The sequence below is a fragment of the Sphingomonas sp. S2M10 genome, from assembly GCF_012650175.1.
GTDB lineage: Bacteria > Pseudomonadota > Alphaproteobacteria > Sphingomonadales > Sphingomonadaceae > Sphingomonas.
Window position 1 is genome coordinate 113,256 of sequence record NZ_JAAILI010000056.1, and the last position, 15,964, is coordinate 129,219.

General features: G+C 68.7%; 13 protein-coding genes. 4 read left to right on the top strand and 9 right to left on the bottom strand.

Annotated elements, in window-relative coordinates; genetic code table 11:
* Positions 1 to 3 precede the first annotated feature (3 nt).
* Genes S2M10_RS14190 through recF form a run of 3 tightly spaced genes read right to left on the bottom strand, consistent with a single transcriptional unit; the run spans position 4 to position 4,584 of the window.
* Positions 4 to 1,005, bottom strand: a complete 1,002-nt coding sequence (locus S2M10_RS14190; protein ID WP_168846641.1) for an aspartyl protease family protein — start codon at positions 1,003 to 1,005, stop codon at positions 4 to 6.
* A gap of 53 nt (positions 1,006 to 1,058) precedes the next feature.
* Positions 1,059 to 3,470, bottom strand: coding sequence for a ligase-associated DNA damage response DEXH box helicase (locus tag S2M10_RS14195; protein WP_168846642.1), 2,412 nt, complete (start codon positions 3,468 to 3,470; stop codon positions 1,059 to 1,061).
* A 46-nt stretch (positions 3,471 to 3,516) separates the two neighbouring features.
* Positions 3,517 to 4,584: a DNA replication/repair protein RecF gene (gene recF / locus S2M10_RS14200; protein ID WP_168846643.1), complete on the bottom strand. Its 1,068-nt coding sequence runs from the start codon at positions 4,582 to 4,584 to the stop codon at positions 3,517 to 3,519.
* A gap of 75 nt (positions 4,585 to 4,659) precedes the next feature.
* Here recF and S2M10_RS14205 point away from each other — a divergent pair, with 75 nt between their 5' ends.
* Positions 4,660 to 5,451 (top strand): hypothetical protein, encoded by a 792-nt coding sequence (locus tag S2M10_RS14205; RefSeq protein WP_168846644.1) that lies wholly within the window; start codon positions 4,660 to 4,662, stop codon positions 5,449 to 5,451.
* Positions 5,452 to 5,529: 78 nt separating this feature from the next.
* Here S2M10_RS14205 and S2M10_RS14210 read toward each other — a convergent pair whose 3' ends face one another.
* The 3 genes from S2M10_RS14210 to S2M10_RS14220 form a co-directional block, all read right to left on the bottom strand.
* On the bottom strand, positions 5,530 to 6,294 hold the full coding sequence (locus S2M10_RS14210) for a Coq4 family protein (RefSeq protein WP_168846645.1): 765 nt from the start codon (positions 6,292 to 6,294) through the stop codon (positions 5,530 to 5,532).
* A 267-nt stretch (positions 6,295 to 6,561) separates the two neighbouring features.
* Complete coding sequence (dnaN, locus tag S2M10_RS14215; protein ID WP_093296005.1) at positions 6,562 to 7,674, bottom strand: DNA polymerase III subunit beta; 1,113 nt, start codon at positions 7,672 to 7,674, stop codon at positions 6,562 to 6,564.
* 147 nt (positions 7,675 to 7,821) lie between these two features.
* Positions 7,822 to 8,436 (bottom strand): porin family protein, encoded by a 615-nt coding sequence (locus S2M10_RS14220; RefSeq protein ID WP_168846646.1) that lies wholly within the window; start codon positions 8,434 to 8,436, stop codon positions 7,822 to 7,824.
* 260 nt (positions 8,437 to 8,696) lie between these two features.
* On the opposite strand from S2M10_RS14220, the gene S2M10_RS14225 reads away from it, so the two are divergent.
* Genes S2M10_RS14225 through S2M10_RS14235 form a run of 3 tightly spaced genes read left to right on the top strand, consistent with a single transcriptional unit; the run spans position 8,697 to position 10,996 of the window.
* The gene (locus tag S2M10_RS14225; RefSeq protein ID WP_168846647.1) at positions 8,697 to 9,344 is read left to right on the top strand and encodes a histidine phosphatase family protein; all 648 of its coding nucleotides are present in this window, start codon (positions 8,697 to 8,699) and stop codon (positions 9,342 to 9,344) included.
* Positions 9,341 to 9,796 (top strand): hypothetical protein, encoded by a 456-nt coding sequence (locus S2M10_RS14230; RefSeq protein ID WP_168846648.1) that lies wholly within the window; start codon positions 9,341 to 9,343, stop codon positions 9,794 to 9,796. Before S2M10_RS14225 ends, S2M10_RS14230 begins: the two co-directional genes overlap by 4 nt.
* A 48-nt stretch (positions 9,797 to 9,844) precedes the next feature.
* Positions 9,845 to 10,996: a GNAT family N-acetyltransferase gene (locus S2M10_RS14235; RefSeq protein ID WP_168846649.1), complete on the top strand. Its 1,152-nt coding sequence runs from the start codon at positions 9,845 to 9,847 to the stop codon at positions 10,994 to 10,996.
* Here S2M10_RS14235 and S2M10_RS14240 read toward each other — a convergent pair.
* Genes S2M10_RS14240 through S2M10_RS14250 form a run of 3 tightly spaced genes read right to left on the bottom strand, consistent with a single transcriptional unit; the run spans position 10,993 to position 15,932 of the window.
* The gene (locus S2M10_RS14240) at positions 10,993 to 12,678 is read right to left on the bottom strand and encodes a hypothetical protein (protein WP_168846650.1); all 1,686 of its coding nucleotides are present in this window, start codon (positions 12,676 to 12,678) and stop codon (positions 10,993 to 10,995) included. The two genes, S2M10_RS14235 and S2M10_RS14240, sit on opposite strands and share 4 nt — an antisense overlap.
* Positions 12,679 to 12,687: 9 nt before the next feature.
* Positions 12,688 to 14,232, bottom strand: coding sequence for a hypothetical protein (locus S2M10_RS14245; RefSeq protein ID WP_168846651.1), 1,545 nt, complete (start codon positions 14,230 to 14,232; stop codon positions 12,688 to 12,690).
* Positions 14,229 to 15,932: a hypothetical protein gene (locus S2M10_RS14250; protein WP_348770608.1), complete on the bottom strand. Its 1,704-nt coding sequence runs from the start codon at positions 15,930 to 15,932 to the stop codon at positions 14,229 to 14,231. The genes S2M10_RS14245 and S2M10_RS14250 overlap by 4 nt, the downstream gene beginning before the upstream one ends.
* Between the last annotated feature and the right edge of the window lie 32 nt (positions 15,933 to 15,964).

Below are 15,964 nucleotides of genomic sequence, written 5' to 3' on the forward strand. Positions count from 1 at the left end.
AAGTCAATCGCGCGCGGACCCAAGGGACGACGGCAGCAAAGGCCGGGTGAAATCCGGCCGGCGCTCGCGAACGCCGCGCGGCATGAAGAACCGCACCTGCCGATTGGGGAAGTCGATCTCCACCCGGCGGAAGCTCCGCAACGCATCCATGCCGAGCATGAGTGCGGGCCGGCGCGTCAGGCCGAAGCGCTTGAATGGCTCCGCCTCGGCAAAGGCGACCGGCAAGGTCTCGAACGCCACGTTGCTCACGCGCATCGAGGGGACCTGGCCATATTGCGCCTGGGTCTTGCCGCCGTCGACGCTGGTCAGTTCGATCACCTGCAGCAGGCCGACATTGCGGCCCACCTTCCGGCGCAGTGCCTCGTTACCCATCGTCACCTGCGAGCCGGTGTCGAGCACAACCTGCACCCGCGTGTTCGCATAATAGGCATCGGTGACGATCAGCTGGCCGAACTTGTCCTTGGCGGACACGACGATCTCGTCGGGATCGTGCTTCGCGTTGCGCTTGCGCTTCACACTTGGGCGCACTGCCATCGTGCCGGTGTCGAAATCTATCGTCACCTGATGATCGCGCAGCGTATCGATCCCGAGCAGGCCCGCAGCACCGATATTCGCCGCTTCAAAGGCGGGGGCGACGATAGCGTGCGACTTCCCAATCGATTCGATCCGGAGATCCGGGACGATCACGGTCGCAACCAGACTTCGGCCGCTCATCGAGGTGACATGCACCGTGCCGCCCGGGGCAAGCCCCAGACGGCCGGCAAGCTCGCGTGATACGACTGTCCGTTCGGCGCCGGTATCGATGATGAAGTTGTACGGGCCCTGCTGCGTTATCGCGACGGGTACGGTCAGCCGGGCGCTCGTCTCGCCAAGCGCGAGCTGGATCGCATCCGGCTCGCCGACGGGTGCCCTCGCCACTGGATCGGTCGATACCGTCAGGGATCCGCCCGTCAGCAGGCCGAGCGGCAGGGCCCACAAGACCAGCGAGGACGAGACTCCGAACATGCAGGGAAAATACGCCTGTCCATGTTGCGCAGCAATCCCGCAAAAGAACAGGGTCAGTCGAGCCGCATCGCCTCGGCCGCGATCGCCTCCGCTTCTTCGAGCAGCGCATCTTCGGTCGTGCCCTGCGCCACCGATTCGCGACCGATCATGATCAGCACCGGGACCGCCAGCGGGCTTACCCGATCCAGATCGATATGCAGCATCCGATCGCCGGCCTCGTCGAGCAGCCGGGCCAGGCGGCCGACATCGGTCATCTTGGCGCGCGCGTCTTCCCATGCGGCGCGGAGCAGCAGATGGTCGGGCTCATATTTGCGGAGCACATCGTAGATAAGGTCGGTGGAGAAGGTGACCTGCCGCCCGGTCTTCTTCTTGCCGGGATGCTGGCGCTCGACCAAGCCGCCGATGATCGCCACCTCGCGAAAGGCGCGCTTGAGCAAGGCCGAGCCCTGCACCCAGTCGACGAACTCATGCTCCAGGATGTCGGGCGAGAAGAGCGGGCGCGGATCGAGGATCTTCTCCAGCCCGTACACCGCCAGCGCATAATCGTTGGCGACGAAGCCCAGCGGCTTGAGCCCCATCGCCTCCATCCGCCGGGTGACCAGCATGCCGAGCGACTGGTGCGCGTTCCAGCCCTCGAAGCTGTAGATCACGAGGTGATGGCGGCCTTCATGCGGGAAGGTTTCGACCAGCAGCTGGCCCGGGGCGGGGAGAGTCGAGCGGCGGTCCTGCGTTTCCAGCCATTCGCGCACGTCCGCGGGGAAGCGCGCCCATTCGCCGCGATCGAACAGGAAGGTGCGCACACGGGTCGCGAGGTTGGCGGTGATCGCCAGCCGCGCACCCATATAGCTGGGTACGCGGGCCTGCTTTGCGGTGGCGCGGACGATCAGATCGGTCGCCTTCACCCGCTCCACTTCCAGCGCGAGGCCGCCGAAGAAGAAGGTATCCCCCGGCGAGAGCGAGGCGGCGAACCCCTCCTCCACCTTGCCCAGCCGCTTGCCGTTCTTGAACCGCACCTCGAGCATCGGCGATTCGACGATGATCCCCGCATTCAACCGATGCTGCGCAATGAAGTTGGGCTGAGTTACCCGCCAGACGCCATCCTTTCCCTGCGTCAGACGCTTGAACTTGTCATAGGCGCGCAAGCTGTAGCCGCCATCGGCGATGAAGTGGAGGACGCGATCGAACACCTCCTCGGTAAGTGCGGAGTAGGGCAATGCTGCACGCACTTCCTGCAGCATGTCTGCGGCCTGGAAGGGTGCCGCGCAGGCGCAGCCCATGATGTGCTGCGCCAGCACGTCGAGCGCGCCAGAGCGGAAGAGGTCCGGATCGAGCTCGCCCGCCTCGACCGCATCCAGCGCCGCGCGCGCCTCCAGATATTCGAAGCGATTGCCCGGGATCAGCACGGCCTCGCTGGCCTCGTCGAGCCGGTGATTGGCGCGGCCGATCCGCTGGAGCAGCCGCGACGAGCCCTTGGGTGCGCCCATCTGGATCACGCAATCGACATCGCCCCAGTCGACCCCGAGGTCGAGGCTGGCCGTGGCGACCAGCGCGCGGAGCCGCCCGTCCGCCATCGCCTGCTCGGCCTTTTGCCGCGCTTCCAGGCTGAGGCTGCCATGGTGGACGCCGATCGGCAGCTTGAGATCGTTGACCTTCCACAGCTGCTGGAAGACGAGTTCGGCGAGGCCGCGCGTGTTGCAGAAGACGATGGTTGTCTTGTGCGTCTCGATCTCCGCCATCACCTGCGGAATGGCATAGATCCCCGAATGCCCGGCCCAGGGCACGCGCCCCTCAGGCAGCAGGATCGCGATGTCGGGATCGGCCCCCTTCTCGCCCTGCACCAGCGTCACCGCATCGATGTCGCCATAGGGCGCGAGCCAGGCGCGATAGCCGTCCGGATCGGCGACGGTGGCGGAGAGCCCGACGCGGCGGAAGCCCGGCGCCAGCCGCTCCAGCCGGGCAAGCGCCAGCGCCAGCAGGTCGCCGCGCTTGCCGGTGGCGAAGGCGTGGATCTCGTCGATCACCACCGTCTTCAGCCCGGAGAACATCGTCAGGCTGTCCTCATAGGAGAGCAGCAGGCTGAGCGATTCGGGCGTGGTCATCAGCACCTGCGGGGGCCTGGCGCGCTGGCGGACCTTCTTCTCGTGGGGCGTGTCGCCGGTACGCGTCTCGACGCGGATCGGCAGGCCCATCTGCTCGATCGGGGTGAGGAGGTTGCGCCGCACGTCCACCGCCAGCGCCTTGAGCGGCGAGATATAGAGCGTCTGCAGCCCCTCGGCCGGCGCCTCGATCAGTTCGGCCAGCGTCGGCAGGAAACCCGACAGCGTCTTGCCCGCACCCGTAGGTGCGACGAGCAGCGCATGCCGCCCCGCCCGCGCGGCGGCGAGCATGTCCCACTGGTGCCGCCGCGGCGCCCATCCGCGCGCGGTGAACCAGTCGGCCAGAGGTGCGGGGAGATCGGCGGGCACGAATGCTATGTAGGAAGCGGACAAGCGTCTGGGGAGGCGCCGCGAATCACGCGAGCTCCACCCCGCCCTCGGCCACCCGGTAGCGCGTGGCGGTGGCGGGGACGGCTTCGAACAGCGCAGGCTCGGTGCCGGTCATCCACACCTGCCCGCGCCCGGCCAGCCGCTCGAACAGCGCGGCGCGGCGACCCGGATCGAGATGGGCTGCAACCTCGTCCAGCAGCAGGATCGGCGGCGTGCCGACCCGGTCGGCGACCAGTTCGGCATGGGCCAGCACGATGCCGAGCAGCAGCGCCTTCTGCTCGCCGGTCGAGCAGAGATGGGCGGGCTGGGCCTTGTCGAGATGCGTGACCTGCAGATCGGCGCGGTGGGGGCCCGTGAGCGTGCGCCCGGCCGCGGCATCGCGACGGCGGCCGTCCCGAAGGGCGGCAGCGAGTGCGGGCGCATCCCCCCGCCACCCTTCCAGCGCCAGCCCGGCACGCGCAAACGGGCCCGGTAGCTGGTCGGCCAGACGCGCGCCCAACGCCGCCACTGCATCGCGTCGCGCCGCGTCCATCGCCGCGCCATGCTCGGCCATCCGGGCTTCCAATGCCTCCAGCCAGGCGGGGTCGGGCGGGAGTTCGTCGGCGAGCAGCCGGTTACGCTCCCGCATCGCCGCCTCGTACCGCGTCGCCTCGTGCGCGTGGCGAGGGTTGAGCGCCAGCGTCAGCCGGTCGAGGAAACGGCGGCGGTCGCCGGGCGCCTCGAGGAACAGCCGGTCCATCGCTGGGGTCAGCCACAGCACCACCAGCCACTGTGCGAGGCTGGTCGCCGCGGCGGTCGCGCCGTTGACGCGGACGATGCGGCGTTCGGGGGCCTCGACGCGGGTGCCGGTGCCGATCTCCGCCGCGTCGAGCGTCGCGGCGATGCCGAAGCCCCCCGCCCCGCCCTGCCGCGCCATCTCGCTCAACGGCGCGCTGCGGAGGCCCCGGCCGGGGGCAAGCAGCGACACCGCCTCGAGAATATTGGTCTTGCCCGCACCGTTCTCGCCGCTCAGCACGACGAAGTCCGCGCCGGGCGTCAGCAGGGCATCCTCGTGATTGCGGAAGTCGGTGAGCAGGAGACGCTTGACGGCCATGAAAGGGGCTGTAGCGCAGCACCTTGCCCACGAACACCGCTTGGCCGATAGATCAGGGCGAAGGGATAGAAACACATGCTCCGCAAGACTGTTACGATTGCCGCGCTCGCGCTGGTCGCGGCCTGCTCCAAGGCACCCGAGGACGTGACCGCCACCTACGCCGCCGCCGGCGGCCGGGGCACGATCACCGTCAAGGCTGCCGCCAACGGCGATGCCAAGGTGGAAGCCGGCCCGCAGACGCTGATCCACAAGGGCGGCACCGATTATGTCGTGATCACCGACGGCACCGACAAGTTCGCCGCCAGCTTCGCCGATTTCGTCGGCGCGACGCAGGATATCGCCAAGGCCAAGGGCATGAAGCCCCAGCCGCTGCCGCAGGATCCGGACTATGAGGCGGTCCAGGTCGGCGAGGAGAAGGTCGGCGACCAGAAGGGCACGATCTGGAGCGTCCAGCCCAAGGGCAACCCGCAGGGCGATTCGATCCGCATCGTCGTCAGCGACGACAGCCGCCTGAAGAACATCGCCGCCGCGATCAGCATGCAGACCAAGCTGACCGGCGCGCGCATGGCGACCGTGTTCACCAGCGTGCCCAAGGCCGAGAAGGTGCTGGAAGACGTGATCGCCAAGGGCGCCGTGCTCCGCCTCGGCGAAGCGCTGACGCTGCAGAGCGTCAAGCCGGGCGCGATCCCCGCCAGCGAGTTCGCACTGCCCAAGGTTCTGGACCGCGCCGCGCTGCGCAAGCGCATCGAGGATCAGGCCAACAAGGCGCTCGAAGCCGCCAAGGCTGCCGGCGACAAGGCCGGTGCGGCGCCCGCGACCGACGCGCCTGCCGCGCCGGCGCCGGAGGCGACTCCGGCCGCGAAGTAACGGCTGCCGAAACGAAGAGGGGCGCCGCGGCCTTTGCCCGGCGCCCCTTTTTCTTGCCTGCGACGATCATGCGACCGTCTAAAGCGCGCCGATTCCCGCCGCTGCCAGCCTGGCCTGCGCTACCCGATACCGCCTGGGTTCTTCGATCCCGAGCCGTGCCCGCGCAGCCGCCAGCGGCTCCTCGAGCAGCTTCTCGTAATCCTCGGCGTGCAGCCAACCGGCACGCTTTCCGCTGCGATACCCTTCCCAGATCGCCTTGACGCAATCGAGCCGCCCCGTCGTGCGGATGCTCTTCAGCGCGCCGCCGATCGCAATGAAGCCCCAGCCAGTGCCGCCGGTCTGCGCATAGGAGAAGGCGACCAGGCACAATTCGCCGAGATGTTCGTCGGCCTGATAGCCGGTCAGCACGTGCCAGAGATCGTGAATGTCGCGCTCCCGGCGGCCCATCCAGGCATAGGGATGCTCCACCTCGATGCCCTGAAAGCCGCCCTCGACCATGCTGACCTGGACCAATCCGTCCGCCGAATAGCCGGTCGAATCGAGAAACTCGCGATACGCCGCGCCCAAGGTCCCGGGCGCAAACCCGTCGATCCAGCTGCGATCGGTGAGGCGCTGCGAGAGCTCCAGCCGGCGATAGGCGAGCCTGCCGCCGCCGGGGACGCTGAGCAGCTTGCGGTAATTGCGCTGGCTGACATCACCGTTCAGCGCGCGCATGATCTTGAAGACCTGTTCGGTATCATCGCCATTGGCGAGCAGCTTCCGCAGCGCCGACAGGGCAGTGCCCCATTCGCGCTTGAGGGGGACGCCCGGGTTGATCAGCGGTTGCGGTGCCTTGGTCGCCATGCAGTCCGATCCGTAATACTGACAGGCATGTAAATAGCAGAGCCGCGCGCCGGTTTCAACGCGGGCATGGATTTGGTTGAGGCGGACGACGAATCCAGGGAGATCCGCCGCCCGACCCCAAGTCCCGTAAGTGCGACCCTCGGGGCTTGGCCCTGCTTATGGCCGCAAGGCGCCGTCCAACACAGCCGGGGAAAGCGCGGGGGGCGTTGGAAAGCGGCCGTCAACCATCGACAAGCCGCTGTTCGCACAAGAGAAACCCGTGCGGGATCAGACCCGCATCGGCATCAATACGTAAAGCGCGGGCGACGAATCATTCTCGCGGATCAGCGTCGGCGCCGCCGCATCCGCCAGATGTACTTCGACGAGATCGCCTTCGATCTGGCCGAGAATGTCCATCAGGTAGCGGCTGTTGAAGCCGATCTCGAAACCCATCGCGGCATATTCGCCGGGGACTTCCTCGGCCGCGACGCCGTTCTCGGGGCTGGTCACCGACAGCACGACCTTGTCGCGCTCCAGCGCCATCTTCACCGCGCGGGTCTTCTCGGTCGCGATCGTCGAGACGCGGTCTACGCCCTGCATCAGGCTCTTCGGATCGAGCTTCAGCAGCTTGTCGTTCGCGGTCGGGATAACGCGGCTGTAATCGGGGAAGGTGCCGTCGATCAGCTTGGAGGTGAGGATCGCCTGGCCCAGATCGAAGCGGATCTTCGACGGCGAGAGCGACACGCCCACCGAACCATCGACCTCGTCGAGCAGCTTGCGCAGCTCGGCCACGCACTTGCGCGGCACGATCACGCCCGGCATCGCGTCCGCCCCGTCCGGGCACGGCACGGTGACGCGCGCCAGCCGGTGGCCGTCGGTCGCCGCCGCGCGCAGCATGCGGGTGGCGTCGTCGGTCACGTGGAAGAAGATGCCGTTCAGATAATAGCGCGTCTCCTCGGTGGAGATCGCGAATCGGGTCTTGTCGATGATCTGCTTGAGCGTCTCGGCCGGCAGCTCGAACGTCGTCGGCAGCTCGCCCTCTGCGATCATCGGGAAATCGTCGCGCGGCAGCGTGCCGAGCTGGAAGCGGGCGCGGCCGGCGACCACCGTCAGCTTGCCCTCGGCCGCGGTGAGCACCACCTGCGAACCCTCGGGCAGCTTGCGGACGATGTCGAACAGCGTGTGCGCCGAGACCGTCGTAGCACCCACCTGGTCGACCGCGGCGGGGATCGTCTCGTCGATCTGCAGATCGAGATCGGTCGCCATCAGCCGGATCGTGCCGCCCAGCTGCGCATCGATCAGCACGTTGGACAGGATCGGAATCGTGTTGCGCCGCTCGACCACGGACTGGACGTGGCTCAAGCCCCTCAACAGAGTTGCGCGTTCGATCGTCGCCTTCATGTACCTCAAACCCCCGGGCCGTCGCCCTACTTCCTACCCGGCGCGACCCGGCCGGTGGCAATGCGCCATGACGTACCCTTAACGCGAAAAAGGGCCGGAGCAAGCCGCTCCGGCCCCCTTTTCACCGTCAAAACGGCTTTTCGACGATCAGAAGCGGACGCCGAGACCGGTGACGATCTGGTGCCGTTCCGGATCGACGCCATTGGTCTGCGAGCCATAGTTGGAATAGCGATATTCCGCCTTGGCGAAGACCTTGTCGGTCAGCTTGAACTCGGCACCCGCACCCAGGCGCCAACCGTCATAATTGTCGCGCTGGCGGAAGGAGAGCGCCGGCGTGGTCGCCGGCGAATCATAGTCGGTGATGAACTGCGCGTTGGTGTAGCCGGCCTTGGCGTAGATCAGCGTGCGCGGGCCCGCGACGAAGCCCAGGCGACCGCCGACATAGAGGTCGCGGCCGGCCTTCACGCGCAGACGGTCGCCGGCGTTCAGCACGTTGCTGCTGCGATCGCTGATCGTCGAGCCGGTCACTTCGCCCTCGACACCGAACACCGTGCCGCCGCGCTGGATGTCATAGCCGATATTGCCGCCATAGGTGACGCCGTCGCGCGACGCGTCGTAGGAAGACTTGTCGTTCACCCGATCCCAGCCGGCGATCACTTCGGCATGCGATCCGGCGAAGCTCTGGTCCTGCGACTGGGCGAAGGCCGGCACCGCGAAGGCGGTGGTGGCGATCAGGGCGGCGATGGAAAGCTTGGTACGCATAACGTTACTCCTCACTGAAACCGCACCGACAGGGTACGGCCTGACTTCGGCCGCAAGCCGGGGCTTCGGCCGGACGCTCGGTAACGAGGGGAAGGGGCGGCCCAACGCGGGCGCCGCGACCTGTTCTTCCTCCCGTTCGCTCCCGGCGTGCTCCGCGAGCGAAACGACGGATGCACCCGCTGCCCTGTCGCGGACATGAACGAATCAGGGCCGAAACGGGGCATTGCGTTTCCCCCGGTTTCGACCGAGAGACATGACCCATGGCCAGCACCCGGAAAGGCCGCGACTTCATCGCGCGGCACGGCGAGACCGTGTTCAACATCGCCCGGCGGATGCAGGGCGACCATCCCCACACCCCGCTGACCCGCGCCGGCTTCGCCCAGGCCGATGCGATGGGCGCGGCGCTGCGGAGACTGCTGGGACCGAAGCCCGAGCTGACGCTCTGGGCCTCCAGCGCCGGCCGCGCGCTGCAGACGCTGGCGATCATCGCCGAGCATCTCGAGCTCGACTGGCACCAGACGCGCACCGACGACCGGCTGGTGGAAATCGGCATGGGGGCCTGGAGCGGTCGCTATTATGCCGATCTGGAGCGCGAGGTGGGGACGTTCTTGGATCGCGAGCATGGGCTCTACACACGTCCTCCGGAGGGCGGCGAATGGTATGATGCGATCGCCGCGCGGGTCTCCAGCTGGCTGGCCGATACCGATGACGACCCCGGCGACCGGCTGGTGATCATGCACGGCATGTCGAGCCGCATTTTGCGCGGGGTGATGACCGGGCGCGACGTGCTGCCGCAATTCGATGCGCCCGTCGCACCGGACCTGCCGCAGGGATCGATCGTCCGGATCGAAGGCGGCGTGGAGACGACCGTTCATCTCGGCACCGGACGCGGCGCGGCGCCGGCATGATCCTCGCGCTGGCGCTGCTCGCGCTGGCGGGCCCGCGCGAGACGATCGGCATTTTCGCGCGCTGGGGCGCCTTTCGCGACACCGGGCCGACGCGCTGCTTCGCGATCGCGCGGCCGGCGGACACGGCACGCCGCGGCGAAGCCTATGTCAGCATCGCGAGCTGGCCCGGGCAGGGCGTGCGGCACCAGCTCTATGTCCGGCTCAGCCGCGCGCGCGCGGATCACGCGCGGGTGATGCTGGTCGCGGGCGAATGGCGCTTCGAACTTACCGCCAGCCGCCACGACGCCTGGGCGCCCGATGCACGGACGGACGCGGCGATCGTCGCGGCGATGCGCGACGGCCGGGCGCTCAGCGTGGAAAGCGTCGATATCGGCGGCGTGCCCTTCGTCGACGGCTATGCGCTGCAGGGCGCAGCCAGCGCGATCGACGCCGCGACGCTGGCCTGCCTCTAAGGTCAGAAGGGGCTGGCACCGCCCGCGCAACGCACTATCTTGTGCCGCGTGCGATCCCCTTCCGTCACCGCCCGCCTCGCCGACGGCGTCGCCTCGATCCCGGCGGCGGAGTGGGATGCCTGTGCGGGCCCCGACAATCCGTTCCTCAGCCACGCCTTCCTGTCGATCCTCGAAGCATCGGGCTCGGCGACCGCGCAGACCGGCTGGCAGCCGCTGCCGATCGTCGTCGACGGGCCGGACGGCACGCCCGCCGCGATCGCACCCGCCTATGGAAAGAGCCACAGTCAGGGCGAATATGTGTTCGACCATAGCTGGGCCGACGCATGGGAGCGGGCCGGCGGGCGCTATTACCCCAAGCTGCAGATCGCTGCGCCGTTCACGCCGGTGCCCGGCCCCCGGCTGCTGCTGCGCGACCCCACCCACGCCCCCGCACTGATCGCCGCGATCGAAGCGGTGGTGAACCAGCACGGCCTCTCCTCGGCGCATGCCACCTTCGTCGAGGAAGCCCAGATCCCGCTGTTCGAGGCGGCGGGCTGGCTGATCCGCACCGGCACCCAGTTCCACTGGCAGAATGACGGCTATGCCAGCTTCGACGACTTTCTGGGCGCGCTCGCCAGCCGCAAGCGCAAGGCAATCCGCAAGGAGCGCGCCGCCGCCGTCGATGGACTGACCATCCGCCACCTGACCGGCGCCGAGATTACCGAGGCGCATTGGGACGCCTTCTGGGCCTTCTACCAGGATACCGGCAGCCGGAAATGGGGCCGCCCCTATCTTACGCGCCCCTTCTTCTCGATGCTGGGCGAAGCGCTGGGTGACAAGGTGCTGCTGATGCTCGCCGAGCGGAACGGCCGGCCGATCGCCGGCGCGCTCAACCTGATCGGGACCGATGCGCTCTACGGCCGCTATTGGGGCTGTGTGGAGGACGTGCCCTTCCTCCATTTCGAGCTCTGCTATTATCAGGCGATCGACGCCGCGATCGAACGCGGCCTGCCCCGCGTCGAGGCGGGCGCGCAGGGCGAACACAAGCTCGCGCGCGGCTATGTGCCGGTGACGACCTACTCGGCCCACTACCTCCCGGACTCCGGCTTCCGCCGTGCCGTTGCCGATTTTCTGGTGCGCGAGCAGCAGGCAGTGGAGCGCGAGCAGGAATATCTGGAAGAGCTTACGCCATTCAGGAAGGCGGAGCAGCCGGACGTTTAAGAAGGCGGCGCGGTCCCGTTGCCCGGCAGTTCCCCCGCCGCCTCGGCCTCGCGGATCAGCACGGCTTCGGGGCGCGGGATCGGCAGGTCGCCGGGATTGAGGCCGGGCCCGGGCACATTGTGATCGACTCGGTAGAGCACGCTCGGCCCGTCGCGCCACACCGGTATCAGCCCCTGCTCGTAGCGCTGGTCGTAGGCGGGCGGGCGGATCAGCCAGACATAGTCGAACGCGTCGCGCGGGAAGAGCGCCAGGCTGCGCGCGATCGGCCGCCACCATTCGCGCGGGCACTGGACGTTGGTCACCAGCTCGGACGGGTCGTGGGCGAAACGCTTGGCCGCACGGTACCGCACCGTCATCAGCTGGCCGCCGGCCATCGACCATTGGTCGTTGGTATAGGCCAGCCGCCGCTCCAGCGCGAGGCCGGGGACGTGCTGCAGCCGGGTCATCGCCCATTCGTTGTAGCAGGTCTCGCCGACGAAGCTCACCAGCCGCGCACCGACCGGCACATGCGCCAGCGCCTTGAGCTCGCGGTCATAGGCCTTGTCGTAGAGGTAGAAGCTCGCCGTGGTCGCGCCGATGCGGGCGAGGAAAAAGGCGAGGCCGAGCACCGCCACCAGCGTCGCACCGCGCATCGACAGGCCGGGCTTGGGCCGGATCGCCAGGATCGCGATCGCGATCAGGAACGGCACCATGCGCATGTCGGCATAGGCGGAGCCGAACACCACGCGCGGCAGCAGGAGATAGACGAGCAGCAGCAGCAGCGCCGAGAGGCCGAGATTGCGCGAATATTGGATATTGGGATCGCGCACCGCCTTGAGCATCAGCAGGAAGATGACGCCGACGCTGGCAAGGTCGAACAGCTGCCAGCGGTCGCGGAACACCTGCGTGACCCACAGGGTCTTGGCGCGCCAGTTGAACCAGTCGAAGGTCTGGCCCGAGACATGCTCGCCACCGCGCCAGATCACCATCAGCACCGCCGGCAGCGCCATCACCGCGCATTGCAACCCGGCGAAGAAGATCGGCGCGACCCAGCCGCCGACCAGATCCTTATGCCAGGGCAGCGCGCGGTCGCGGCGCAGGTCGTGCTGGCGGATCAGCTCGGCCGAGAAGGCGAGCACGCCTAGCACGCCCCACCCGAAGGTATGGGTGATCCACAGGATCACCGACAGCGGCACGAACACCAGCGAGCGGAACTGCAGCTTGCCCAGCCGCGCCAGCCGCAGCCACCAGCCAAAGGCCAGCATCGCCATGCCCATGGACAGCGCGAAATTGACGAAGCCGAAGTGGAACGGGAAGGCATAGGCGAGCGGCAGTGCGAACAGCGCCGTCGCCGGGATGCGCCCATGCACCTCGCGCGCGATCATCAGGAAACCGGCCACCGTCATCATCGGAATCGCGATAACGATCAGCTTCACGCCCAGCTCGAGCCCGAAGAGCTTGGCCATCGGGAAGACCAGCAGGTCGACCCCCAGATTGCCCATCAGCTGCCAGCGGAAATCATACCATTCGCGCAGCCACGGCACCTGGTCATAGACCAGCTGCACCCGGTAACGGCCCATATGGCCGGGCAGGTCGACCAGCGGCGGGATCTCCGGCCATAGCAGCGGCACAGCCGCCATCAGCGTGGCGAACAGTACGAACCAGCGTGTCTGCCACCAGCGCAGCGGAACCCCTTTATCCATCGCGCCGCTTTAGTGCGCGAGCGGCCCGTCCGGCAAGCGCTTGTCGGGCGCAGGGGAGACGCGCAACAGCAGCGACGGGCCGGAACGCGCGACCGGCACCAGATCGGGCGGTAGCGGCGGCGTCGGCAGGTCGATCGTCCACACATAGTCGAAGGTGCCGCGATCGAAGCTTCGAAGCATCGTCGGCAAATCCTGGCCGTTCCACGCGCACGCAGCGTCGAAGATCATCTGCGAGGGATCCGCGCGATAGGCTCCGGCCCGGGGATGCCGGTCCCGCAGCAGCTGCTGGCCTGCCAGCGTCCATTCGCCATTGTCGAACGCGTCCCGCCGCACGATCGCCAGCCCGGTGACGTGCGACAGCCGCGCGACGCTCCAGGACCGGCACGGCTCGCGCACCGCCACCAGGACGGCGGCGCCGCGGGGAAGCCGCTCCGCGACCGCCGCGGCCTGCTCCTGCGCCGCCGCGGCGCCCAGAAACACCCAGGTCGTCGTCGCGATGCGCAGCAGGAAGAAGAAGGTGCCCAGCCATGCCAGCGCGCTGGCGATTCGCCGATCCCGCGCGCGAATCCCGACGATCAGCAGGGCGACGACATACGGCGTCATCCGCATGTCGACATAGGCGCCGCCGAGGAGGCGATAGGGCAGCACCAGCCATGCCATCGCGCCGATTGCCGCCGCCCAGGCAAGCGGCCGATCGACGCGCATCGCCGCGCTGCGCAAGCCGAGCCAGGCGAGCGCGAGAAGGAGCAGTGCGCACATCAGGTCATAGCGCTGCCATTGCTCGCGCAGCAGCGACGCCAGCCATTGCAGCTTGGCCAGCCATTCCCAGCTCGCCCCGAGGCTGCCGTCGCCCGAGCCGCCGCCGGCGAGCATCGGGATCAACGGTACCGCCAGCGGCAAGCAGCGCAAGCCAGCGCGCAGGATCGCCTTGCCCAGGGCGCGCCCCTCCCCGCGCAGCCACGCCAGATCGGTGCCGAAGGCGAACAGGCAGAACAGCGCCCAGCCGAAGCAATGCGCCACCCACAGCAGCAGCGCGATCGGCACGAACAGCAGCGCGCGCCCCGCGACCACCCGCTGCATGCGCATCCACAGCGCCAGCGCGAGCAGCGCGAGCGCCGCCGACAGCGCGAAATTCACGAAGCCGAACTGGAAGGGAAAGCCATAGGCGAGCGGGAAGGCGAAGGGCGCGGCAGGGGCGAGCCGCCCGCCGCCCGCAGTACGCGACAGGAGGATGAAGCCCGCCACGGTGAGCGGCGGAATCATCAGCACCACCAGCTTGGCCGCCGGCACGGCGCCGAACACCCGCGCCAGCGGCAGCACGGCAAGGTCGACGCCAAGATTGCCGATCAGCTGCCAGCGATAGTCCCAGTGCTGCTGGAGCAGCGCCGAGTCCGCCAGCCGCGCGGCAATATGGTAGCGGCCGATATGGCCGGGCAGATCGGTGAGCGGCGGCACCGCGGGCCAGAGCAGCGGCACCGCACTGAGCAGCACCGCTGCCAGCGCGAACCAGCGCCGCTCCCACCAGCGCGCATCCCCCTTGCGCGTATCGCTCACTGGGTGGTGCGTCGCGCGGGCTGGGTAAGGGTGTAGACGCGGGTGCTCGCCCCGGCAGGTGATAGCGGCCGCAGCCAGGGCGGGACCTGCCCCGCCACCAGGCTGCCGGCCAGCAACCGGTGGTCGCGGGCACGGTCGCCGACTTCGGCAAAGCCGTCCTTGCAGAGCGCGACATAGTCGACACCCCATCGCCGCGCGAGCGCTTCCGCCTGTGTGGAGGGGCTGAGGAACAGGTCGTACATGGCACGAATTCCTTGCGTATCGCGGTGATAGGGACCGGCTAGAACACGGTGTCGGGTCGTGGCGAGCAGCGCCGGGCCGAAGTCGATCGGCGCGGCGACAAGGCCGGGCGGCAGCGCCGCGAGGCGCGCCGCAGCGACGGCAGGCGTACAGCCATGGCGAGAGGGCGCGGCGGCCGGGCTCAGCCGATCGCCGAGCCCCGCATGCGCGATGCCGCTGGCGGCGAGCCAGGCAAGCACCAGCGCCAGCGGCCCGCGTAGCCGGGCGGCGCTGATCATCGCGGCCAGCGCCGGCACGGCGGCCAGCGCCGCCAGCGGCGCCCCCCGCACCTGCACCAGCAGAATCGCGACCGCCGTCACCTGGAATCCCAGCACGATCCATGCCGCCGCGGTCCGCGTGGTCCAGGCGAGCCAGAGACCGGCGCCAAGCCCGACCAGCGCCATGCCCCCGGCCGCAATCGCCTTGCCGATCGGCAGTGCGGCGAGCGGCTGCGCCTCGTTGACATGCGCAAGCCAGAGCCGGGCGAGCAGGGGATCGACCTGGCCATAGGGATGCAGGCAGGCAGGGGCGTTCAGCGCGGCACCCGCCAGCGCGAGCGCTCCGGCAGCAACCAGCACCGCGGTACGCCCGACAACCGATTGGGTGGCGAAACCCGCCACCGCCATGGCCGCCGGAGCCATCGCCGCCAGCATCGCCGCGCGCCACAGCGTCGCGGTGAAACCGTCGCACGCGGCGACGTTCCACCCGCTCGACCGGAAGATCACCGCCGCGGCGCTCAGGCCCAGCAGCAGCACGGTCGCATAGCCGGCCATCCGCGCCTGACCTGCGGCGGCATCGAGGCGCCAGCGCAGCGCAATGGCAGCACCACCGGCGGCGAGCAGCGGCACCGCCTCCATGCCGACGACCAGCGACAGCACCGTCGCCGCGCCGGCGATCGCACCCTGCCCCAGCGTGCCCCGTCCGATACAGGCATGAAGCAGCGCGAGCACCAGCACGGCCTGCAACGCATGGTGATCGATTCGCCCGGGGGCGAACAAGGTGATCGCGGGAAACGCCAGCGCGCCGAGAATGATCGCCACGCGTCCGGATTGGCCAAGGCGCCGGGCGATCGCGGCGATGACGACCAACATCGCCGCGAACAGCAGCAGCGGCGCGAGCGTAATGGCGGCCACGCTCGCGGCATGGGGGCCGAGCGGCGGCGTGAGCAGGAAGATCAGCGCCGCCGGCACCAGATCGGCAAGTCGCGACCAGTGCATCTCCAGCCCCGGCGCCGGCCCCAGCCGGTGCTGGGCGAGGTCGGCAAAGGGCTGGCCGGCCAGCCAGTCGCGGATCTGCTGAAGGCGCATCAGATCGTCGGTATCGGGCAGCCGCAGCGCGCCGAGCGCCACATGATCGCGCACAGTCCACGCGATCCCCAGCAGCACCGCCAGGCCGATCGCCAGAAGCGAATCGCGACGCACGCTGCGGAGAGGCCCCGGTCCCATGCCACCGC